This window comes from Nocardioides sp. GCM10023255 (assembly GCF_042653125.1).
Taxonomy (GTDB): Bacteria; Actinomycetota; Actinomycetes; order Propionibacteriales; family Nocardioidaceae; genus Nocardioides.
In genome coordinates, this window is record NZ_JBHSHU010000003.1 from 145510 (window position 1) to 166948 (window position 21439).

26 protein-coding genes are annotated in these 21439 nt (G+C 72.0%); 10 read left to right on the plus strand and 16 right to left on the minus strand.

All coding sequences use genetic code 11. The annotated features are described in order from the left end of the window. Positions 1 to 11: 11 nt before the first annotated feature. The 6 genes from ACFO9I_RS04425 to ACFO9I_RS04450 are packed head-to-tail and all read right to left on the minus strand — an operon-like array spanning position 12 to position 3518. Positions 12 to 1721, minus strand: coding sequence for an acyl-CoA mutase large subunit family protein (locus ACFO9I_RS04425; RefSeq protein ID WP_379178198.1), 1710 nt, complete (start codon positions 1719 to 1721; stop codon positions 12 to 14). A 22-nt stretch (positions 1722 to 1743) separates the two neighbouring features. Further along, positions 1744 to 2079, minus strand: a complete 336-nt coding sequence (locus ACFO9I_RS04430; RefSeq protein WP_379178200.1) for a hypothetical protein — start codon at positions 2077 to 2079, stop codon at positions 1744 to 1746. 51 nt (positions 2080 to 2130) lie between these two features. Continuing rightward, on the minus strand, positions 2131 to 2310 hold the full coding sequence (locus ACFO9I_RS04435; protein WP_379178202.1) for a hypothetical protein: 180 nt from the start codon (positions 2308 to 2310) through the stop codon (positions 2131 to 2133). Between the two features lie 2 nt (positions 2311 to 2312). Next, a complete protein-coding gene (locus tag ACFO9I_RS04440; protein ID WP_379178204.1) occupies positions 2313 to 2804 on the minus strand; it encodes a MarR family winged helix-turn-helix transcriptional regulator in 492 nt (163 codons plus the stop codon). A gap of 9 nt (positions 2805 to 2813) precedes the next feature. Next, entirely contained in the window at positions 2814 to 3338 is a 525-nt protein-coding gene (locus ACFO9I_RS04445) for a PH domain-containing protein (RefSeq protein ID WP_379178206.1), read from the minus strand. 9 nt (positions 3339 to 3347) lie between these two features. Then, entirely contained in the window at positions 3348 to 3518 is a 171-nt protein-coding gene (locus tag ACFO9I_RS04450; RefSeq protein WP_379178208.1) for a hypothetical protein, read from the minus strand. A 124-nt stretch (positions 3519 to 3642) separates the two neighbouring features. Between ACFO9I_RS04450 and ACFO9I_RS04455 the strand changes: the two genes are divergently transcribed. Continuing rightward, entirely contained in the window at positions 3643 to 4506 is an 864-nt protein-coding gene (locus ACFO9I_RS04455) for an alpha/beta hydrolase (protein WP_379178210.1), read from the plus strand. Here the strand turns inward: ACFO9I_RS04455 and meaB are convergent. Both meaB and ACFO9I_RS04465 read right to left on the minus strand, forming a co-directional pair. Continuing rightward, a complete protein-coding gene (meaB, locus tag ACFO9I_RS04460) occupies positions 4496 to 5479 on the minus strand; it encodes a methylmalonyl Co-A mutase-associated GTPase MeaB (RefSeq protein WP_379178212.1) in 984 nt (327 codons plus the stop codon). The genes ACFO9I_RS04455 and meaB overlap by 11 nt on opposite strands. A 23-nt stretch (positions 5480 to 5502) precedes the next feature. Continuing rightward, entirely contained in the window at positions 5503 to 6696 is a 1194-nt protein-coding gene (locus tag ACFO9I_RS04465; protein WP_379178214.1) for an acetyl-CoA C-acetyltransferase, read from the minus strand. Between the two features lie 173 nt (positions 6697 to 6869). Here ACFO9I_RS04465 and mce point away from each other — a divergent pair, with 173 nt between their 5' ends. Beyond that, the gene (gene mce, locus ACFO9I_RS04470; protein WP_379178216.1) at positions 6870 to 7313 is read left to right on the plus strand and encodes a methylmalonyl-CoA epimerase; all 444 of its coding nucleotides are present in this window, start codon (positions 6870 to 6872) and stop codon (positions 7311 to 7313) included. A 105-nt stretch (positions 7314 to 7418) separates the two neighbouring features. Further along, the gene (locus ACFO9I_RS04475) at positions 7419 to 7667 is read left to right on the plus strand and encodes a hypothetical protein (RefSeq protein WP_379178218.1); all 249 of its coding nucleotides are present in this window, start codon (positions 7419 to 7421) and stop codon (positions 7665 to 7667) included. On the opposite strand, the gene ACFO9I_RS04480 is transcribed toward ACFO9I_RS04475, so the two are convergent. After that, positions 7654 to 8040 carry a hypothetical protein gene (locus ACFO9I_RS04480; protein ID WP_379178220.1) on the minus strand — a complete coding sequence of 129 codons (387 nt, stop codon included), beginning with the start codon at positions 8038 to 8040 and terminating at the stop codon, positions 7654 to 7656. The genes ACFO9I_RS04475 and ACFO9I_RS04480 overlap by 14 nt on opposite strands. A gap of 247 nt (positions 8041 to 8287) precedes the next feature. Between ACFO9I_RS04480 and ccrA the strand changes: the two genes are divergently transcribed. From ccrA to ACFO9I_RS04495, 3 genes are all read left to right on the plus strand, one after another. After that, positions 8288 to 9628, plus strand: coding sequence for a crotonyl-CoA carboxylase/reductase (ccrA, locus tag ACFO9I_RS04485; RefSeq protein ID WP_379178222.1), 1341 nt, complete (start codon positions 8288 to 8290; stop codon positions 9626 to 9628). A 132-nt stretch (positions 9629 to 9760) separates the two neighbouring features. Next, positions 9761 to 11029 carry a hypothetical protein gene (locus tag ACFO9I_RS04490; RefSeq protein WP_379178224.1) on the plus strand — a complete coding sequence of 423 codons (1269 nt, stop codon included), beginning with the start codon at positions 9761 to 9763 and terminating at the stop codon, positions 11027 to 11029. Continuing rightward, on the plus strand, positions 11029 to 12228 hold the full coding sequence (locus ACFO9I_RS04495; RefSeq protein WP_379178226.1) for an AI-2E family transporter: 1200 nt from the start codon (positions 11029 to 11031) through the stop codon (positions 12226 to 12228). Before ACFO9I_RS04490 ends, ACFO9I_RS04495 begins: the two co-directional genes overlap by 1 nt. On the opposite strand, the gene ACFO9I_RS04500 is transcribed toward ACFO9I_RS04495, so the two are convergent. Continuing rightward, complete coding sequence (locus tag ACFO9I_RS04500) at positions 12225 to 13175, minus strand: EamA family transporter (protein ID WP_379178228.1); 951 nt, start codon at positions 13173 to 13175, stop codon at positions 12225 to 12227. The genes ACFO9I_RS04495 and ACFO9I_RS04500 overlap by 4 nt on opposite strands. 48 nt (positions 13176 to 13223) lie before the next feature. Between ACFO9I_RS04500 and ACFO9I_RS04505 the strand changes: the two genes are divergently transcribed. Next, the gene (locus tag ACFO9I_RS04505; protein WP_379178230.1) at positions 13224 to 13760 is read left to right on the plus strand and encodes a CGNR zinc finger domain-containing protein; all 537 of its coding nucleotides are present in this window, start codon (positions 13224 to 13226) and stop codon (positions 13758 to 13760) included. A gap of 154 nt (positions 13761 to 13914) precedes the next feature. Beyond that, positions 13915 to 15192 (plus strand): M23 family metallopeptidase, encoded by a 1278-nt coding sequence (locus ACFO9I_RS04510; protein WP_379178232.1) that lies wholly within the window; start codon positions 13915 to 13917, stop codon positions 15190 to 15192. Here the strand turns inward: ACFO9I_RS04510 and ACFO9I_RS04515 are convergent. The 3 genes from ACFO9I_RS04515 to ACFO9I_RS04525 form a co-directional block, all read right to left on the minus strand. Beyond that, a complete protein-coding gene (locus tag ACFO9I_RS04515; protein ID WP_379178234.1) occupies positions 15189 to 16007 on the minus strand; it encodes an alpha/beta hydrolase in 819 nt (272 codons plus the stop codon). The two genes, ACFO9I_RS04510 and ACFO9I_RS04515, sit on opposite strands and share 4 nt — an antisense overlap. 84 nt (positions 16008 to 16091) lie before the next feature. Next, positions 16092 to 16868, minus strand: a complete 777-nt coding sequence (locus tag ACFO9I_RS04520) for a hypothetical protein (RefSeq protein ID WP_379178236.1) — start codon at positions 16866 to 16868, stop codon at positions 16092 to 16094. Positions 16869 to 16872: 4 nt separating this feature from the next. Then, entirely contained in the window at positions 16873 to 17829 is a 957-nt protein-coding gene (locus tag ACFO9I_RS04525) for a helix-turn-helix transcriptional regulator (RefSeq protein WP_379178238.1), read from the minus strand. 61 nt (positions 17830 to 17890) lie between these two features. Here ACFO9I_RS04525 and ACFO9I_RS04530 point away from each other — a divergent pair, with 61 nt between their 5' ends. Continuing rightward, entirely contained in the window at positions 17891 to 18472 is a 582-nt protein-coding gene (locus ACFO9I_RS04530; RefSeq protein WP_379178240.1) for a DinB family protein, read from the plus strand. A 1-nt stretch (position 18473) separates the two neighbouring features. Further along, positions 18474 to 19073 (plus strand): DinB family protein, encoded by a 600-nt coding sequence (locus tag ACFO9I_RS04535; protein WP_379178242.1) that lies wholly within the window; start codon positions 18474 to 18476, stop codon positions 19071 to 19073. Here ACFO9I_RS04535 and ACFO9I_RS04540 read toward each other — a convergent pair. The 3 genes from ACFO9I_RS04540 to ACFO9I_RS04550 form a co-directional block, all read right to left on the minus strand. After that, entirely contained in the window at positions 19070 to 19324 is a 255-nt protein-coding gene (locus ACFO9I_RS04540) for a hypothetical protein (RefSeq protein ID WP_379178244.1), read from the minus strand. The two genes, ACFO9I_RS04535 and ACFO9I_RS04540, sit on opposite strands and share 4 nt — an antisense overlap. A gap of 12 nt (positions 19325 to 19336) precedes the next feature. Then, entirely contained in the window at positions 19337 to 20821 is a 1485-nt protein-coding gene (locus ACFO9I_RS04545) for an MFS transporter (protein ID WP_379178246.1), read from the minus strand. Positions 20822 to 20977: 156 nt separating this feature from the next. Beyond that, positions 20978 to 21265, minus strand: coding sequence for a hypothetical protein (locus tag ACFO9I_RS04550; protein ID WP_379178248.1), 288 nt, complete (start codon positions 21263 to 21265; stop codon positions 20978 to 20980). Between the last annotated feature and the right edge of the window lie 174 nt (positions 21266 to 21439).

Genomic DNA, 21439 nt, shown 5'->3' on the forward strand with positions numbered 1-21439 from the left:
CGACGATCACATCAGAACCGCGCGGGTTCGCGGTACTCCCCCCACTCGGCGCGCAGCGCGTCGCAGATCTCGCCCAGCGTGGCCTCGGCGCGCACGGCCTCGAGCATGGACTCGATGATGTTCTCGTCGGTGCGCGACACCTCGACCATCCGGTCGACCGCGGCCCGGGCCGCGGCCTCGTCCCGGCCCTGCCGGCGGGCGGCGAGCTCGCGGACCTGTTCGACCTCGACCTCGTGCGAGACCCGCAGGATCTCCAGGTCGTGGGTGACCGAGTCGGTGTGGCAGTTCACCCCGACGATCCGCTTCTCGCCCTTCTCGAGGGCCACCTGGTACTGGAACGCCGCCTCGGCGATCTCGCCCATGAACCAGCCCTCCTCGATGCCGCGCAGGAGGCCGCGGGTCACCGGCCACTCGGCGGCGTCGGCCGCGCCGGTGGACGCGCGCATCTTCTCCGCGAGCTGCTCGGTGTCGGCGTGGGTGAGCGTGGAGCCGCCCATGGCCAGGATCTTGTCGAAGATCGCGTTGGCCTCGGCCTCGATCCGGTCGGTGAGCGCCTCGACGTACCACGAGCCACCGAGCGGGTCGGCGACGTTGACGACGCCGGTCTCCTCCATGATCACCTGCTGGGTGCGCAGCGCGATCTCCGCGGCCTGCTCGGAGGGCAGGGCCAGCGTCTCGTCGAGCGCGTTGGTGTGCAGCGAGTTCGTGCCACCGAGGACCGCGGAGAGCGCCTCGATGCCGGTGCGCACCACGTTGTTGTAGGGCTGCTGCGCCGTCAGCGAGACACCGGCGGTCTGCGTGTGGAACCGCAGCCACTGGGCCTTCTCGGTCCTCGCGCCGTAGACGTCGCGCATCCAGCGCGCCCAGATCCGGCGGGCCGCGCGGAACTTCGCGATCTCCTCGAAGAAGTCGACGTGCGCGTCGAAGAAGAAGGACAGGCCGGGGGCGAACACGTCGACGTCGAGCCCGCGGGAGAGCCCGAGCTCGACGTACCCGAACCCGTCGGCGAGCGTGAACGCGAGCTCCTGAGCGGCCGTCGAGCCGGCCTCGCGGATGTGGTAGCCGGAGACCGAGAGGGGCTTGTAGGCCGGGATCTTCTCGGCGCAGTACTCCATCAGGTCGCCGATCAGGCGCAGGTGCGGCTCGGGGCCGAACAGCCACTCCTTCTGGGCGATGTACTCCTTGAAGATGTCGGTCTGCAGGGTGCCGTTGAGCTTGCCCGTGTCGACGCCCGCGCGCTCGGCGGCGACGATCATCATGCAGAACACCGGGACCGCCGGGCCGCTGATCGTCATCGACGTGGTGACGTCGCCGAGGTCGATCCCGTCGAACAGGATCTCCATGTCGGCGGCGCTGTCGATCGCGACGCCGCAGTGGCCGACCTCGCCGAGGGACTTGGGGTCGTCGGAGTCGCGGCCCATCAGCGTGGGCATGTCGAAGGCGACCGAGAGCCCGCCACCGCCGCGGCCGAGGATCATCTTGTAGCGCTCGTTGGTCTGCTGGGCGTTGCCGAACCCGGCGAACTGTCGGATCGTCCACGTGCGGCCGCGGTAGCCGGTGGGGTAGAGCCCGCGCGTGAACGGGAACTCGCCCGGCCACTCCGAGGTCTCGGTGCCGTACGCCGGCTCCACCTCGAGCCCGCTGAGCGTCGTGAAGTCGGCCTCACGCACCCGGGACTGCTCGTAGCGGGACTGCCAGCGGACGCGTGCGTTCTCGGTCATGGACAAATAGTAGGACGCCCTACTAATTCCGTGAAGTCGTCAGCGCACCCAGCGGCGCACCTGCCCGTCGAGGACCTCCACCCGCGCGGGCGGCCGCGGCGTCGGACCCGCTGCGCAGGTGCTCCAGCACCCGGGCGCGCCCACGCAGCCGCAGCGGCCCGTCCGACCACTCGACGTCGGGGTGCAGCAGCGTCCGCAGCCCGTCCCACTCCCCCGCGTCCATCGCCGCCCACGCCGCCGCGGTCGGCGCCGGCAGCTCCGGGAGGTCGTGCAGCATCGCCGGCGTGCACATCCGCCAGGCGTCGGTCACCAGCTCGCGCATCTCCTCGGGGTCCAGCCGGTCCAGGTGGGCACACACCCACTGGTAGCGCAGGTCCGAGGCCGGCGGGAGGAAGAACGTCCCGGGGTCCTAGGCGACCAGCCCGTCCCGCTCGGCCCGCGGGAAGCCGAACCCCATCGACGTCTCGTCGGCCGAGAACGCCACGAACACGATCTGGCGCACCTTGAGCTTCCAACGCCCCCGGACCAGCTGCTCGTACGCGCGCGGCAGCGCCAGCCCGACGCGGCGTACCTCGTCGGACGTGACCACGACTAGAAGTCGCCCGCTGCGTGCCGCACGGGCGCCAGCAGCTCGGACAGCGAGCGGAGCTCGTCGTCGGAGAGTGCCCCGAGCGCGAAGTCGGAGTCGACCAGGTCACCGGTGGCGGTCTCGACCAGCGCCCGGCCGGCGTCGGTGATCTCGGCCAGCACGGCCCGACCGTCCTCGGGGTGCGGGCGACGCACCACCAGCCCGGAGGCCTCCAGCCGCTGCACGATCGAGGTGACCGACGTGGGGTGCACCTGGAGCCGCTCGCCCATCTTGCCCAGGGGCAGCGACCCGCGCGAGGAGAACACGAGCAGCACCAGCGCCTCGTAGCGGGCGAAGGTCAGCCCGTGCGGCTTGAGGATCGCGTCGAGCCGTCCGATCACCAGCTGCTGCACGCGCATCAGCGACGTGACCGCGTGCATCGCGGGGACCCCCGGCCACCGCTGCGCCCACTGCCGGGCAGCCTCGTCGATCGGGTCGAAGGGCAGGCGCGACATGCGCGCACCCTAGTTCACCCGCTTCGGCCCCCGCAGGCCCGAGCGCTGCACCACCCGCTGGATGGAGAGGTCGCGCTCGTCGGGCCTCCCGACGTAGCGGATGTCGCGCAGCCCCTGCTCCTGCGCGGCGGACTCGAAGACGAAGTGCCCGAAGCCCAGGATCCGTCCGTGCAGCGGCTTGACCACGGTGATGTCGAGGATCCGGCTCAGCGGCATCGTCGCGAGGTTCGAGGAGAGGACGCCGTGCACCCGGAAGACCCGCATGTTCGTGATGACGAACCGGTCGCGGCGCTCGCGCGCTGCGCCCCACGCCGCGTGCGCGAACAGCGCCAGCGCGACGACGAACGGCACCGTGGACACCTGCACGGGGACCACCGACGTCGCCCCCAGCATCAGCACCGCGAGCGCGCTCTCGAGGACGGGGACGGTGTACGCCGCCCAGTGGTGGTGGACGATGTCGACGATCACCTCGCCCTCGTCACGCAGCAGGTGTCGACCGATGTCGGCGTCGGTCGGCCGGGCCAGCCTCACCACGACGTCGGCTCAGCTCATCTCGCCGATGAACCGGATCACGCCGCGGAACACCACCGTCAGCGCGTCCCACGAGCCGGCGCCGGCCGACTTGGCCGAGACTGCGAAGCCGTGCGGGTCCTGGAACATCCAGAAGCCCAGAAACAGCACCAGCAGGCCGAGGACCACTTTCTTGCCGTTCATCCCGAGAAAACTCCGTCCACTACCCCCGAAAGCACTGGTCCAGACGTGTCTAGCAGGGTCGGCGCGGCGGGTGCGCCAGGCGCGCCTGCGACACCGATGATGTGATCTGGGCCACCATGTGGACGTGCCCCCTGAGCCGATGTCCTTCTACTCCCCCACCGGCACCCTGCACGCGCTGCGCTTCGGCAGCGGCCCCCGCACGGTCCTGGCGGTCCACGGGATCACCGCCTCCGCGATGGCGTGGCCGGCGGTGGCCGCGGCCCTGCCCGACGACTGGAGCCTCGTCGCGCTCGACCTGCGCGGACGTGGCGCCTCGCGGGACCTGCGGGGTCCGTTCGGCCTCGGCGGCCACGTGACGGACGTGGCGACCGTCGCCGCTGCGCTCGGCGGTGACGTCGTGCTGCTCGGTCACTCGATGGGCGCCTACGTCTCGGTGCTGGTCGCCGCCGAGAGACCGGACCTCTTCACCCGGGTGGTGCTCGTGGACGGCGGCGTGCCACTGCCGCTCCCCGAGGGCGCGGACCCGGACGAGCTGCTGGCCGCCACCCTGGGGCCGGCCCTCGAGCGGCTCCACACGACGTACCCCTCGGTGACGTCGTACGTCGACTTCTTCCGCGCCCATCCCGCGCTCGGGCCCTCCTGGGACGCCACCATCGAGGCCTACGTCCGCTACGACGCGCTCGAGACGCCCGACGGCGTCCGCTCCCGTGCGGTCGAGGAGGCCGTGCGGGCCGACGGTCGCGACCTGCTCCTGTCGGCGCCGGCCATCGACCGCGCGCTGCGTGGCGCGACCCTGCCCACCACGCTGCTGGTGGCACCGCGCGGCATGTTCGGGGAGCCGCCGGGACTGCTGCCCGCCGAGGCCGTGGCGGCGTACGCCGAGGCTGTGCCGGTGCTGAGCGTCGAGACGATCGACAACACGAACCACTACACGATCCTGTTCGACCCGGGCGCGGCCCGGCGTGTGGCGGAGGCGGTCAGTCGGTGAAGGCGTCCAGCAGCTCGTCGGCGGCCGAGTAGGGGTCGGACTTCCCGGCGGCGACGGCCGCGGCCAGGTCGTCCAGCTCGGAGCGTCCGTGGACGTCGCCCCAGCGCTCGCGCAGCGCGGTGACGGCGATCGCCTCGATCTCGTCGCGGGCGCGGCGGGTGCGCCGATTCTCGAGCTCGCCCGAGGACTCCAGCCACGCGTGGTGGGCGTCCATCTGCTCGACCACCTCGTCGAGTCCCTCACCACGCTGCGCGACGGTCTTGACGATCGGCGGCTTCCACGCACCTTCGGGACGGTCCGCGAGCGCGAGCATCGACCGCAGGTCGCGACGGACCTGGTCGGCGCCGTCCCGGTCGGCCTTGTTCACGACGTAGAGGTCGCCGATCTCGAGGATGCCGGCCTTCGCGGCCTGGATCCCGTCCCCCATGCCGGGTGCGAGCAGCACCATCGTGGTGTCCGCGAGCCCGGCGATCTCGACCTCGCTCTGACCCACGCCCACGGTCTCGATGAGGATCACGTCGCAGCCGGCGGCATCGAGCACGCGCAGCGCCTGCGGGGTCGTCCAGGACAGCCCGCCGAGGTGGCCGCGCGAGGCCATCGAGCGGATGTAGACCTCACGGTCCAGGGCGTGGTCCTGCATCCGCACCCGGTCCCCGAGGAGGGCGCCGCCGGAGAACGGCGACGAGGGGTCGACCGCGAGCACCCCGACGCGCTTGCCGTGGCGGCGCAGCTCGGTGACCAGGGCGCTGGTCGAGGTCGACTTGCCGACGCCGGGCGAGCCGGTGATGCCGACGATCTGGGCGTGACCCGTGTGGGGGGCCAGCGCCGCCATCACCTCGCGGAGCAGCGGCGACTCGTCCTCGACCAACGAGATCAGCCGGGCGACCGCGCGCGCGTCCCCCTCCCGGGCCCGGGAGACCAGGTCGGGGACCGACGCCGCCCCTCGTCCTGCGGGGCGGCGCCGGCCGCCCACCGGCGCGCCTCCCGCGCTCGTGCTCAGGCCGGGACCCGGATGATCAGGGCGTCGCCCTGCCCGCCGCCGCCGCACAGGGCAGCAGCGCCCGTGCCGCCACCGCGCCGCTTCAGCTCGAGCGCGAGGTGCAGCACGATGCGGGCGCCGGACATGCCCACGGGGTGGCCGAGGGCGATCGCCCCACCGTTGACGTTGACCTTGTCCTGCGAGACACCGAGCTGGCGCGCGGACTCGATGCCGACGGCGGCGAACGCCTCGTTGAGCTCGAACAGGTCGATGTCGGAGACGGCGATGCCCTCCTTGGCCGCCGCGGCCTCGATGGCGCGCGCGGGCTGCAGCTGCAGCGTCGAGTCGGGGCCGGCGACCTGGCCCGAGGCGCCGATCTCGGCGAGCCAGGTCAGCCCCAGCTCCTCGGCCTTCGCCTTGCTCATGACGACCACGGCGCAGGCGCCGTCGGAGATCTGCGAGGCCGAACCGGCGGTGATCGTGCCGTCCTTGGCGACCGGGCGGAGGCCGGCGAGCGACTCCACGGTGGTGTCGCCGCGGACGCCCTCGTCCTGACTGACGGTGATGTCGCCCTTGCGGGACGGGATGGTGACGGGCACGACCTCGTCGTCGAACAGGCCGTTCTTCCACGCCGCGGCCGCACGCTGGTGCGACTGCGCCGAGAACGCGTCCTGCTCCTCGCGGGTGAGGTTCTTCCCGGCGGCGTTGCAGCTCTCCGTCAGGTTGATCATCGCCTGGTCGGTGAACTGGTCGTGGAGCGCGTCGTAGGCCATCGAGTCGACCAGCTTGGTGTCGCCGTACTTGAAGCCCTCGCGGGACTTCGGCAGCAGGTGCGGCGCCTGGGTCATCGACTCCATGCCACCGGCCACCACGATCTCGTGCTCCCCGGCGCGGATCAGCTGGTCGGCCATCGCGATCGCGTTGATGCCCGAGAGGCACACCTTGTTGATCGTGATCGAGGGGACGGTCATCGGGATGCCGCCCTTGACCGCGGCCTGGCGGGCGGTGATCTGCCCGGCGCCGGCCTGGATGACCTGGCCCATGATCACGTAGTCCACCTGGTCGCCGGCGACGCCGGCCTTCTCCAGCGCGCCCTTGATGGCGACACCGCCCAGGTCGGCGGCGGACTGGCCCTTGAGCCCGCCGAGCAGGCGTCCGATCGGGGTGCGAGCCCCGGCCACGATCACGGATCCGCCGGTCTTTGCTGCCATGGGAGGTGCCTCCATCGATGCGTCAACGGTGGGCCCTGAGGGCGCTGCAGGGCGCTCACGGGCTGATGAGTGCGACGATACCCACACCCGCGAGCGGCGAGGCAGTGGGCGGCCGGTGAGGAAAACCTCACACGCCCTCGCGAGCACTCCCCCGTCGTACGACGATGTGCGCCATGACCTCCGCACCCCAGATCCCCGCGCACCTCTTCACCGCCATCGACCACGTCGGCATCGCGGTTCCCGACCTCGACGAGGCGATCGCCTTCTACCGGGACACCTACGGCATGCGGCTGGCCCACCAGGAGACCAACGAGGAGCAGGGCGTCCGCGAGGCGATGATGGCCGTCGGCGAGTCCGGGTCCTGCATCCAGCTGCTCGCGCCGCTCTCGCCGGAGTCGACGATCGCGAAGTTCCTCGACCGGTCCGGTCCCGGCATCCAGCAGATGGCCTACCGGGTGACCGACGTGGAGGCGGTCAGCGCGATCCTCCGCGAGCGCGGGCTGCGCCTGCTGTACGACGAGCCCCGGCGCGGCACCTCGGACTCGCGGATCAACTTCATCCACCCCAAGGACGCGGGCGGGGTCCTCGTGGAGCTCGTCGAACCGGCGGCAAGGTAAAACCTTCGGCGTGCGCTCGTGCCCGGCGGCCCGGACGGGTACGGACCTGCCTGGACACCGTCAACAGCGTCCGCGGCGACGCCGCGGTCCTTGGGGGGACGACGCATGTCGACCGACACCGGCCCGAACGAGGTCGTGCCCGACCTCCGGGCCCAGCTCATGGACGTCACCATGGACGTCTCACGCGCACACCTGCTGCTCAGCGGCACGCTCGACTGGGTCCCACGCACGGTCCGGCCGCACACCGACGAGGCGATGCGGATCCTGGAGGACTCGCTGCGGGAGCTGCGCGACATAGCGGTGGCGCTCCACGAGGAGCACCACCGCGCGGGCGACGACCTCAGTCCGCCGTAGGACGATCGCTCTGCACCGGAGCCATCGCGGCCAGCGAGGACCAGTGGTGGATGCTCGCCAGGTCGCCCATGACGTCGTGGATGTTCTCGTAGGCCGCTCGCAGCTCGGGGTCCTGGGAGTCGCGCAGCGGGGCCAGCAGCAGCATCGCCCGGCACACCCGACGCGATGCCTCGTGCAGGCTGCTGTCGACGCGCCGCGAGGCGAGGTCGGCCAGCGGCGTGCCCGGGGACATCGGTTTCGGTCGGACGGCTCGCCGGGACGAGGCCGCCAGCGTCGTTCGGGTGCGCGGCCTCCACAGCCCGGACAGGGCGGTTGCGTAGTCACGAGCGGACTGCAGCAGCCGCTCACGAGGGTGTGCCTGTGTGCTCGCCATGAGTGATCCCCCCTGGACTGTCGATGGCGTTCGCGCCTGACGCTAGGCGGACGTCGGCCTGTCCAGACAGGGACCAAAGACCTTCGCGGCATGACCCGTTCGGGCAGGACGACGCGAGACAGGTCACACGCGGCTGACACCCGTGGCTACCCATGAGTAGATTGCGACGCCACGACCGGCAGGCCTCCCGCCTCGCGCCGCGGGGCGGTCCGTGGTCGCGCCGACCCCTAATCGAGCAGGAGTCCTCGTGAAGCAGATCCTCGACGCCATCCTCGCCGGTGACACCTCCGCCGAGGAGTACGCCGCCCTTCCGCTGCCCGAGTCCTACCGCGCCGTCACGGTGCACAAGGACGAGGTCGACATGTTCGAGGGCCAGGCCAGCCGTGACAAGGACCCCCGCAGGTCGCTGCACGTGGAGGACGTCGCGCTGCCCGAGCTCGGCCCGGGCGAGGCGCTCGTGGCCGTGATGGCCTCGGCGATCAACTACAACACCGTGTGGACCTCGATCTTCGAGCCGGTCTCGACGTTCGGGTTCCTCGAGCGGTACGGCCGCCTCTCGCCGCTGGCCAAGCGGCACGACCTGCCCTACCACGTGGTCGGCTCCGACCTCGCCGGCGTCGTGCTGCAGACCGGCCCGGGCGTCCACTCGTGGAAGCCCGGCGCCGAGGTGGTCGCGCACTGCCTCTCGGTCGAGCTGGAGGGGCCCGACGGCCACAACGACACGATGCTCGACCCGGAGCAGCGGATCTGGGGCTTCGAGACCAACTTCGGCGGTCTCGCGCACATCGCGCTGGTCAAGGCCAACCAGCTGATGCCCAAGCCCGACCACCTCACCTGGGAGGAGGCCGCCTCCCCCGGTCTGGTGAACTGCACGGCGTACCGCCAGCTGGTCTCCAAGAACGGCGGCGACATGAAGCAGGGCGACAACGTGCTCATCTGGGGCGCCTCCGGCGGCCTGGGCGGCTTCGCGACGCAGTACGCCCTCAACGGCGGCGCCACCCCGATCTGCGTGGTCTCCAACGAGGAGAAGGCCGCCATCGCCCGGTCCATGGGCGCCGAGCTGATCATCAACCGCTCCGAGGAGGACTACCGCTTCTGGAACGAGGAGGGCACCGAGCAGAACCCGCGGGAGTGGAAGCGCTTCGGCGCCAAGATCCGCGAGCTGACCGGCGGCGAGGACATCGACATCGTCTTCGAGCACCCCGGCCGCGAGACGTTCGGCGCCTCGGTCTACGTCACCCGCAAGGGCGGCACCATCACCACCTGCGCCTCGACCTCGGGCTACATGCACGAGTACGACAACCGCTACCTGTGGATGAACCTCAAGCGGATCATCTCCTCCCACTTCGCCAACTACCGCGAGTCGTGGGAGGCCAACCGGCTCATCGCCAAGGGCAAGATCCACCCGACGCTGTCGAAGACGTACAGCCTCGACGAGGTCGGCCAGGCGGCGCTCGACGTCCACAAGAACGCCCACCAGGGCAAGGTGGGTGTGCTCTGCCTGGCCCCCGAGGAGGGGCTCGGCGTCCGGAATCCGGAGCTCCGGGAGAAGCACCTGGCCGAGATCAACCGGTTCCGCGGGGTCTGAAGCCCCGATCGCGCCACTTCCACCCCGGTTCGCGGATTTTGGTCCGCGAGCCGGGGTGGGTTGTTCCCGGGTGATCGGGGAGACTGGGCGCCAACGCCGGCAACACGACACTTCTGGGAGAGGTACCCACACATGAGCGACGAGGGTCTGTCCATCTTCGACAACGAGCCGGAGGCCACCGACACGTCCGTCGACGACGAGGCGACCCAGGTGATCCCCACGGTCAAGAAGTCCACGACTCCCCCGGCTGCCGCGAGCAAGCCCGCGGGCGGCCAGCCCGCGACGGGCGCCCCGGCGGCCTCGAAGCCCGGGCCGGTGCTGCCTCCGGCCGCCCCGGCCACGAGCCGACCGACGACCACCCCGGCCGCCGCAGCCACGCCGGCCGCCCCCGCCTCCTCCGGCGCGGTGACCGGCTTCCCGGTCGTGCGACGGGGCGGCTACGACCGGGACGCCGTCGACGCCCGCGTGCGCCAGCTCGCGTCCGAGCGGTCCGGCCTCAGCAGCGACCTCACGGCCGCCCAGCGCCGGGTCTCCGAGCTCGAGACCGCCCTCGAGGCGGCCCGGCAGGAGCTCGCCGAGAACCAGAACCCGTCGTACGCCGGCCTCGGTGGCCGCGCCAGCGCGATGCTGCGCCTCGCCGAGGAGGAGGCGGCCGAGGTGCGCGCCACCGCCCAGCGGGACGCGGCCGAGATCCGCCAGCAGGCCGCACGGGACGCGAAGGCGATCCGCGCCGAGGCCTCCAGCGAGGCCGAGGACATGCGGATGGTGCAGCTCAAGGAGCTCGACGAGAGCCGCAGCCGCCTGATGGCCGATGCCGAGCAGGAGCGGTCGATGGCCCGCGCCGAGTCCGAGGACATGCTGGCCTCGGCCAAGCGTGAGGCCGACCAGATCCGCCTCGCCGCCCAGCAGGAGACCAACGAGCTGCGCACCTCCGCCAAGCGCGAGTCGGAGCAGGCCCGGGCCGCCGCCGACCGTGAGGTCCAGGAGGCCCGCCGCACGCTCGCGGTCGAGAAGGAGCGGCTGGCCCGCGAGGCCACCGACCACCACACCAACGCGGTGGCCGAGACCCGTCGCCTCGTCGAGGAGGCCGAGCAGCGCGCGGCCGCGGCGGAGCAGCGGGCCCGCGAGGCGTCGAACCAGGCCAACGAGCTGCGGCACCAGACGCAGAAGGAGGCCGAGGCGCTGCTGGTCCGCGCCCGGCGTGAGGCCGAGCAGATCGTGGCCTCGGCCCGGACCCAGGCCGACTCGATCACGTCGGCGGGCAACGCCGAGCAGGAGAGGGAGCTCGCAGCCGTGCGCGCCGAGGTCGACCGCATGACCAAGCGCCGCGACGCGATCAGCGCCCAGCTGGCCTCCCTGCGCGACGTGGTCGCCGGATTCGGCGACGACGAGGACAAGTAGTGGCAGGCGACTCGGCTCCTGCCGCCGACGAGGCGGCAGGAGCGGGTCCCACGTCCCCGCCCGACGGGGACGGCGCGGCCGCCGGGACCGAGGAGGACTCCACCAGGGAGCCCGGGGCGGGCACCTGGGAGTCCGACGGGGAGCGTGACCTCGGCGAGCCCGGCAAGCCGTTCTCGAGGCGCTCGCCGTTCCTGATCGGGCTCTTCGCCGGGCTCGGTCTCTTCCTGGCCTGGTGGCTGGGCGGGCTGATCGTCGGCGTCAGCTCGGTGCTGATCCAGATCGTCGTGGCGCTCTTCCTGGCAGCCGGGCTGAACCCGGTCGTCGAGTGGCTCGAGCGGCGCGGGATGCGACGCTCCTTCGCCGTGGTCACGGTGATCATCGGCGTGGTCGCGGCCCTGGCCCTCTTCCTGGTGGCCTTCGTCCCGGTCATCACCGACCAGGTGACGGCGCTCGGCAAGAACGCCCCCGACTGGCTCGACTCCCTCCAGCACAACCGGTGGGTCCGCGACGTCGACCGGCAGTACGACGTCGTCGACAAGGCCAAGGCCTACGTCTCCGACGGCAAGTTCGTCAGCGGGCTCTTCGGCGGCGTGCTCGGCATCGGCCTGGCGGTGCTGTCGGTGCTGCTCAACGCCTTCGTGGTCGTCGTCCTCACCCTGTACTTCCTCTCGTCCCTGGAGAAGACCAAGCACGCGCTCTACCGCCTCGCGCCCGCCTCGCGCCGCGAGCGGGTGAGCAAGCTCGGCGACGAGATCATCCGCGGGGTCGGGGGCTACGTCTCCGGTGCGTTCGTCGTCGCCCTCTGCGCCGGGATCTCCTCGCTGGTCTTCCTGTTCGTGGTGGGCCTGAGCGAGTACGCAGTGGCCCTCGCGTTCGTCGTCGCTCTGCTCGACGTGATCCCGATGATCGGGGCCACGATCGGCGCCGTGATCGTCACGGCGATCGCGTTCGCGACAGACCCGAAGATCGGGCTGATCTGCATCGTGTTCTACGTCGTCTACCAGCAGCTGGAGAACTACGTCATCTACCCGCGGGTCATGTCGAAGTCCGTGGACATCCCCGGCGCGGTGACGGTGATCGCCGCGCTCATCGGGGCGGCGCTGCTCGGCGTGGTCGGTGCCCTGCTGGCGATCCCCACCGCGGCCGCGATCCTGCTGATCATCCGCGAGGTGTTCGTGCCACGGCAGGACGCGCGCTAACGGGCGGTCGTGCCCCGCTCGCCGAGCTTCACCACCACCACGCCGACCAGGATCAGCGCGCCACCGGCGACCTGGACCGCGCGGGGCAGCTCGCCGAGCAGCAGCCAGGCGAAGACGAGGGCGAACAGCACCTCGAGCAGTGCCACGAACGAGGCCAGCCGGGAGCCGAGCCGGCGGCCGGCGGCGATACCGGTGACGTAGGCGAGCGCGGCGGTGACCACGCCGAGCCCCAGCAGCGGGAGCCACCACGCGACCCGGACACCGTCGTAGGACACCGGGTCGGTGGCCGCGTGCATCGGCACGACGCCGACGGCGCCGGCCACGAGGAGGGCGACCGCCCCCAGCGTGAGCCCGGCCGCGGCGAGGACCAGGGGCGGCAGGCCGTTGCTCTCGCTCGCGGACAGCACGAAGTAGGTCGCGGCGCCGACCATCGCGCCGAGCGCCCAGACCACGCCGGGGACGCTGAGGTCGGCCCCCGAGAGCAGGTCGAGCACGAGCACCAGGCCGACGGCGGCGACCAGGGCACCGGCCAGGGTCAGCAGCCCCGGGTGGTGGCCGTGCCGAAGCCACATCCAGCCGATCACCGCGACGGGCGCGGTGTACTCGATGAGCAGGGCGACGCCGACCTGCATGTGGACGACGGCGTTGAAGTAGGCGAGCTGGCAGCCCGCGACCGCGACCAGCCCGTAGCCGGCCACAAGGCCCGCGTTGCGGCGCAGCAGCCACCAGCGCCCCCGCAACGAGACGACCGCGGGCACGGCGAGCACAAGGGCGGCGACGACCACCCTGACGGTGACGGCGGCTCCCGCGCTCCAGCCCGAGTCGAGCAGCCCCTTGGCCAGCGACCCCGACAGGCCGAACGACATGGCCGACAGCACCGCGAAGCCCAGGCCGGGCAGCAGTCGCGATGCCGGAGCAGTCAGGCCCCGGTCAACGTCATCAGTCATTGTCGTCATGACTCATGACAGTAGGCCTGGGTGCGGTAACCTGTCAACATGCCTTTCGCTCATGACACCGAGGCCTCGCTGCTCGCCGCGGTCGCGCTGGTCAACTCCGCCGAGGAGCCGGACACGCTGACGACGCTCGAGGAGCTGGACGCGTTCTACGTCGAGCACGGCTACACCGGTGGGCGCGCGCACGACCGGTCGGAGCTGGAGGAGGTGCGGGCGCTCCGCGCTCCCCTGCGCACCCTGCTCACCAGCACCCGGGACCAGGCCGTGCCGCTGGTGAACCGGATGCTGGCCGAGCACCGGGCGGTCCCCCAGCTGGTGCGTCACGACGGGGAGGACTGGCACCTGCACGCCACCGACCACGACGCACCGTTCGCGACCCGCATCGCCGTGGAGACCGCGATGGCGATGGTGGATGTCGTGCGCGCGGACGAGATGTCCCGCCTCGGGGTCTGCGCCGACGACGAGTGCGGCGGCGTCGTCCTCGACCTCTCCCGCAACCGCTCCCGGCGCTTCTGCAGCACCGCCTGCGGGAACCGCAACGCGGTGGCCGCCTACCGGGCCCGGCAGGCGGCCACCTAGGCCCGGGGGGGTCCCCAAATCTGAGGACCACTCCCCCATATCGGCGGCCGCCCGCGGCTCCGCGCCGTTTGGTTGCCGCATGGAAACGGGCTGGGGGGCACGGAGGGATCGACCACGCACGCACCACGGTCGCCGACTGCTGTCGGCGGTCGTCGTGGCGGGCGTCGTGGTCACGGGCGGCGTGACGTCGGCGAGCGCAGCGCCGCCGGACGGCACCGTCCCAGGGGTCACGTTCGCCGCTCGCCTCGACAGCCCGCACGACGGCGCCGGACGTCACGCGGCTGGCCGGTCATCGACCCGCGGCCCCGGGCACGGCACCGACGAACACGTCGACCGGCGCAACCGCGCGGAGGCGAAGGCCGAGCGGGACGTCGCCCTGGCCTCCACCTGGCACCTCGACCCCGGCCTGCTCGTGCCGCTGCCCACCGACAGCAGCGCGACCACCGCGGCGCGCCAGCAGCTCGGTGAGATCGACGGCCGGATGCAGGCGGCGCTGCACGCCTACGACGACGCGAGGGACGCGGCCGACGCCGCCTCGCTGCGCGCCCACGAGGCGCGCACCGCCTTGGCGGCCGCCCGGGCCGCGCAACAGGCGGCGGCCGCGCGCTACCGCGCCGACCGGGAGCTGATGATGTCGGTGGTCACCGAGGCCTACAGCACCAGCCAGGTCGGTGCGCTGAACCTGCTGCTGACCGCAGACTCCGACGAGGACCTCGTCCAGGGGCTCACGGTCCTGCAGGAGATGGGTCGGACCCAGGCCGACGCGGTCGAGGCCGCGGAGCGGTCACGCGACCGGTTGCGGGAGGCCACCGCGGCCGTGGCGGCGGCCGAGCAGGAGGCCGAGACGCAGCTGGCGGCGGCCCGTACGACGCTCGCCGCCGCCGCGGTCGCCCGCAACCGCGTCCTGGGCGAGGTGCGAGCGGCACGCGACCTGCTCGAGAGCTCGGTGATCGCCGACCAGGCGGTGCGCGACTCGGCGGCCGACGGCTACCGCGGGGCCATCTCCTTCCCGCTGCCCGACGGAACGTCGTTCGTGGACCAGCACAACTTCGGGCACCGCAGCCACCACTGGGCCAGCGTGCACACCGGTGACGACTTCTCCGCCGGTTGCGGCACCCCGGTCCTGGCGGTCACGGACGGCACCGTGCTGGTCCGCACCGACCAGGGCTGGTCGGGGCGCTGGCTCGTGATGGTCAGCACCGGCCCGGGCCGGCTCACCACGTGGTACGCCCACATGCAGGCGCTGACGGTCGCCCCGGGACAACAGGTGCAGGCCGGCCAGCAGATCGGCGTCGTCGGCCAGCAGGGCAACGCCACCGGGTGCCACCTGCACCTGGAGGTCCACCCGAGCGGCGGCTCGATCTACCAGGACGACATCGACCCCTCCTCCTGGCTGACCACGGTGGGGGCCTACGAGGGGCAGTCGTCCTAGCTGCCCGCAGCCCCGTCGCGCTGGGCCGGCCCGGGCACCGGCTTGTCCTTGTAGGCCGCGAGGTTGTGCGCGTTGTAGGCACTGGTGTCAGCGGTCTCCATCGGCCCGTCCCACTCGGTGGGCAGGGGTACCGGGACCCCCGGGGCGACCCGGCGCACGATCTCGTCGAGGACCCGCTCGGCGTCGCCGACCCACAGGTGCTTGCTGCCCTCGAACGGCACCACCTCGGCCTGCGGGATCGCTGCGAACCGCTCGCGCGCCTCGACCGGCCGCAGGTAGTCGTCGTGCTCGGGAACGAACGCGCTCACCGGCTTGCCGGAGTCGGCCCACTGCGCGAGGTGCTCGGGGTCGCTGAAACGCAGCGGCGGGCTGAGCAGGATGGCGCCCTTCACCAGCGGGTCGTGGCCGTGCATCAGCGCCAGGTCGGTGCCGAACGACCACCCCACCAGCCAGACGTTCGGCAGGTCGTGGAACTCGGCGTACTCGATGGCCGCGGCGACGTCGTACTGCTCGCCCACCGCGTTGTCGAACGAGCCCTCGCTGGTCCCCTGCTCGCTCCACGTGCCCCGGGTGTTGAACCGGAGCACCGCCACCCCGGCGAGCGCGGGCAGCCGGAACGCCGCCTTGCGGTAGACGTGGCTGTCCATCATCCCGCCGTGGGTGGGCAGCGGGTGCAGGCAGATGATCGTCGCCACCGGGTCACGGTCCTGCGGCACGGCGAGCTCGGCGACGAGCTCCAGGCCGTCCGCGGTCTCGAGCGTCACCGGCTCGCGACGGGCGGGCAGGACGGAGTTGGCGCGGATCTTCTGGCTCACGCGAGCAGGCTACCGAGCCGTGGACAGCAGACTCGTGCGGGTCACGGTGCGGCACGGCGCACCCCTGGCCGCACGAGTCCCGGCTCAGAAGTCGAACATGTCCCCGACGTCACCGAACATGTCGCCGACGCCGTCGCCGATCGAGCCGATGCCGTCGCCGATCCCGTCACCCAGGGCTCCGATGCCGTCGCCGAGGGCGTCGAAGCCGCCCAGGCCGCCGAAGAGCATGCCCATGAACATCATGTCCATGACCCCGGTGCGGCCGAAGTACCCGGCGGCGTACGGCTGGTAGGCCCGGCCGCCCTGCCAGTAGGGCACCCGCTGGGCGCCGACCATCACCTGGCGCACGTCGGGCTCGGCGCCAGCCCGGACCCGCTCCGCGTCGAGAGCGCAGGCCGGGACGTCGCGGGGCGCGCCGCCCGGCGGCGCCCAGGAGACGTCGGTGACGGAGAGGCCGTGGCGCGGGTCGAAGAAGCACGGCGGGCGACGGGTCGGCAGCGGCTGGCCGTCGACGCGGGCGCGCACGCAGGCCATGGCGTAGCGCCCGTCCTCGAGGATCTCGGTGACGTGCCGGATGTCCTCCGGCTGGGCGATGCGCTCGCCGGCCGTCTTCGCGGACTCGTAGGCGTCCAGGGCCCGCTGGTAGTCAGCGTGGGCACCCGGGTCGAGCTGGCGGCCGGCAAGATCCAGGTCGAGCGACTGGAGCTGCTCACCCAGGGCGGTGATGTCCTCGAAGGCGAGCTTCTTGACCGGCTCGAGCTCCGCCTGCCGCTGCGCGAGAGCACGCTCCTTGCTCCTGCGGTTGGACACGACGAAGGCGGTCACCAGCGCGACCAGGAGCAGCAGTACGACCCATCCCATGAGGTCAGGATACGGAGGCGCGGGTGAAGCGCTCGGCCAGCACGGCCACGGCGTCGCGCAGCTCCGGCGGATCGAGCACGTCGAAGTCCCAGCCGAGCAGGCCCAGGTGCAGCGCCAGCGCGTGCAGGCTGCCCGCTCCGCTGAGCAGCAGGCAGCTCTGCTCGTCGATCGGCTCGAGCGTCACGGATGCGGGCGTGGTGACCGCCCGCACCTCCTCGACCGGGGCGTGGATCCGCACGCGGGCGCGGTGGGGGTAGGCCGAGACGGTCACCGACCTCTGGACGTACGACGCCGGGTCGGGGTGGTCGCGCCGGGCGAACCGCCACGTCGTGGGCCGCACCTCGCTCATCCGGTCCAGCCGGAAGGAGCGCCAGTCGTCACGGTCGAGGTCGAAGGCCATGAGGTACCACCGGCGACCGGTCGCGACGAGCTGGTAGGGCTCGACCCGGCGGGCACCGGGCTCGGCCCCCAGAGCGACGTAGGTGAACTCGACGCGCACCGTGTCCCGCGTGGCCCGCGCCAGCGTCAGCAGCGCGTCGGCGTCGACCTCGATCCGGCTCCCCTCGAGGGTCACGATCGCGTCGTGCAGGGCGCGCACCTCCGCCCGCAGCCGGGCCGGCAGCACCTGGTCGAGCTTGGCCAAGGTCCGCACCGCCGCCTCGCTCGCGCCCGCCACCGTGCCACCTGCGGCCAGCCGCAGCGACACCGCCGTGGCGATGGCCTCCTCGTCGTCGAGCAGCAGCGGCGGGAGAGCCTTCCCCGCCCCGAGCCGGTAGCCGCCGCCAGAGCCCTGCGTGGCGTTGACGGGGTAGCCCAGCGCACGCAGCCGCTCGACGTCGCGACGGATGCTGCGGGTCGTCACGCCGAGCCGCTCGGCGAGCTCGGTGCCGGTCCACACGGGACGCTGCTGGAGCAGCGCGAGCAGCTGCAGGACGCGCTCGGTCGTGCCGGTCTCGGACATGCCGCGATTCTCGCACCAGAAGCGGACCGATCCTGTCCTAGTTGAGGTCGAGACTGACGGCATGACGACGACCACCGCCCTGACCTGGAACCCCCTGCTGCTCGACCAGCTCGAGCTCCACTGGCGGACCGCGCTGCGTCCCCGCCTCGAGGGGATGACCGACGACGAGTACCTCTGGGAGCCGACACCAGGTTCGTGGAGCGTGCGCCCGCGAGGCAGCTCGTCGGCCCCGGTCCAGGCCGGCCTCGGCGACTTCACGATCGACTTCGCGTTCCCCCAGCCCGAGCCGGCCCCGTTCACGACCATCGCCTGGCGGCTCGGGCACGTGATCGTGGGGTGCCTGGCGATGCGCAACGCGTCCCACTTCGGTGGAGGGGCGACGGACTACGAGAGCTGGACCTATGCCGGCTCCGCGGACGAGGCGCTCGCCCAGCTCGACGAGCAGCACGCCGCATGGTGCGCCGGGGTGCGCTCGCTCGGCGAGGAGGGACTGGCCCGGCCCTGCGGCCCGAGCGAGGGGCCGTACGCCGACCTGACGATGGCCACGCTCGTGCTGCACATCCACCGTGAGGTCATCCACCACGGCGCCGAGATCTGCCTGCTCCGCGACCTCTACCTGCACACCCACCGGAAGGACTCCTGACATGCCCGCCCAGGCCCCGCCCGTGACCGACGAGCGCTCGGCGCTCACGGCCTACCTCGTCCAGCAGCAGGACGCGTTCCGCTGTGCCGCCTTCGGCCTCACCGACGAGCAGGCCGGCCGAGCCGCCTCGCCCCCGAGCACCCTGACCATCGGCTCCCTGGTCAAGCACGTCACCCAGACCCAGGCGCACTGGCTCTCGGTCGCCGTCGCCGCCCCGGCGCGACCTGTGGACGACCGGACCATGGAGCAGAAGTACGCCGACCACCAGGACGGCTGGACCTGGCACCCGCACGACACGCTCGAGGCCGCGCTCGCGGCGTACGACGTCGTCTGCGCGCGCGTGCTCGACGCCGTGGCCGACCTGGACCTGGACACTGTGGTCCCGGTCCCGCCGGCGCCCTGGAACCCCACCGACATCGACGGCTGGTCGGTGCGCTGGGTGTGGTTCCACCTGATCGAGGAGCTGGCCCGGCACGCCGGCCACGCGGACCTGGTCCGCGAGGCGGTGGACGGCGCGACCATGTACGAGCTGGTGGCGGGCCGCGAGGGCTGGCCGGAGACCGACTGGCTCAAGCCCTGGCGACCCGCCGCCGCTCGTTAGGCCGTGGTGACGGTCGAGCTGGTGGCGACGGTGCCGTCGGCGCTGCGGTGCACGACGCCGTCGGTCACCGCGAAGGCCAGCGCCGCCTCGAAGCGGCCGGGCTCCCAGTAGTCGGCTCCCACGATGGCGCCCAGGGCGCCGGGCTGCAGCGGGCCGTTGACGGCGAGCGCCCGGGTGATCTGGCCGATCTCGTGGGCGACGTGGCGGTCACGGTGACCCTCGGTCGAGGGCCTGGGGGGTGGCATCGGCATGACGGTCTCCTCTCAGGCGGGCTGCGGGGCCGTACGGCCGTCGCCCGCGTCGCTGGTGCTGTCCTCCGCGGTCAGGGGCTGGGCGATGCTCTCGAGCGAGCGGCCCTCGGCCCGCACCCCGAGGAACGCTGCGACGACGCCGCCGGCGATCATCAGCGCGGCGCCGAGGAAGTAGCCCGGGGCGATGCCGGTGATGTCACCGCTGGCGGCCGCGTTGTCGATGAGCTTGCCGAACAGCAGCGGGCCGGTGATGCCGCCCGCGGCGGTGCCGATGGCGTAGAAGAACGCGATGCACAGCGCCCGCGTCTCCATCGGGAAGACCTCGCTCGCGGTGAGGTACGCCGCGCTCGCGCCCGCCGAGGCGAAGAAGAAGATGATCGCGCCCATGAGGGTCAGGGTCACGGCGGTGACGCTGCCCAGGTAGAAGCCGGTGGCCCCGAGCAGCACGCCCGAGATCACGTAGGTGGCAGAGATCATCTTGACCCGGCCGATCGTGTCGAAGAGCCGGCTGAGCAGCAGGGCGCCCAGGAAGTTGCTGACCGCGAAGACGGCGATGTACCACCCGGTCTGCTTCACGCCGAGGAACGTCGTGAGGCTGTCGCCGTAGGTGAAGAAGAACGCGTTGTACAGGAACGCCTGGCCCACGAAGAGCGAGAAGCACAGCGCCGTGCGCTTGGGATACATCGTGAAGACGGTCTTCGCGATCAGGACCAGGCTGATCGACTTGCGCTGCCGGATCGTGATCGAGTCGGACACGTCGTGCAGCTCGGCGTGCGACTCACGGGAGACCTTGTCCTCGATGCCGCGGACGATCTCCTCGGCCCGGTCCTCCTGACCGTGGATGAAGAGCCAGCGCGGGCTCTCCGGCACGTTGCGGCGTACGACGAGGATGCCGACGGCGAGGATCGCGCCGAGGCCGAACGCGAGGCGCCAGCCCCACTGCTGGTCGATCACGGTGGGGTCGAGCAGCGGGATCGTCAGGATCGCACCCCCGGCGGCGCCGACCCAGAACGACCCGTTGATGGCCACGTCGACGCGACCGCGGTACTTCGCGGGGATGAGCTCGTCGATGGCCGAGTTGATGGCGGCGTACTCACCGCCGATGCCGGTGCCGGTCAGGAAGCGCGCGGCGAGGTACCACGTGGGGTTCATCGAGAAGGCCGTGAGCACCGTGGCGAAGGTGTAGACCGCAAGGGTGATCAGGAACAGCTTCTTGCGCCCGAGCCGGTCGGTGAGCTGTCCGAAGAACAGCGCACCGAGGCAGGCGCCGGCCACGTAGACCGCGCCGGCGAGGCCGACCTGGTAGCTGCTCATGCCGAGCCCGGTCGTCGGGTCGGCGAGTGCCGTCGACATCGACCCGACGATGGTGACCTCGAGACCGTCGAGGATCCACACGGTCCCCAGGCCGATCACGACCAGCCAGTGCCACCGCGCCCAGGGCAACCGGTCCAACCGGGCTGGAATGTTGGTGGTGATGCGTCCTGTCTCGACTGACATAGCGTCGTCGCCTCCCTCGTCACGTCGCGCGGTGGAGGCCGGCCGGGGGTGTGGCGGCGCGCCTGCGCGAGCTCTGCCGGATCTCGTACCCCGCGTTCGCGCAGGTCAATCCTCGACCTCGTCGCGCTGCGTGCTCGGCCTGCTGCCGGCCCGGGCTCAGTGCCCGCCGAGGGCCTCGCCGACGGCCAAGGTCACGACGAGCAGGAACGTGATGGACGCGGCCACGATCACGATCACCGAGCGCTCCTTCGCCCGGAAGACGGCCAGGCCTGCAACGACGAGCGACGCGACGGCGAGCCCCATGACGGCCACGACGATCGCGATGCTCAGCGCCCGCCACGAGTCGGGGATGACGAGATAGACAGGAAACAGCAGGTAGAGCAGCACGGGCAGCAGGAGCCACAGTGCGCGACGACCCATCGGGGTGCGGGGCATGGCGTACATCCCGACCCCTCCTGTCCGACCGACGATGGGCCCTTCGTGCCGAGACCTGGCTCGAGCCAACCGCGGGATCGAGCGGCGCGGCAGAGGCCGAGGTCAGCGGTCGGCCGGGACGAACGCACTGACCGGCTGCCGGCCGCGCAGTCGCGCGTGCAACGGGTCAGGGCCCACCCGGTG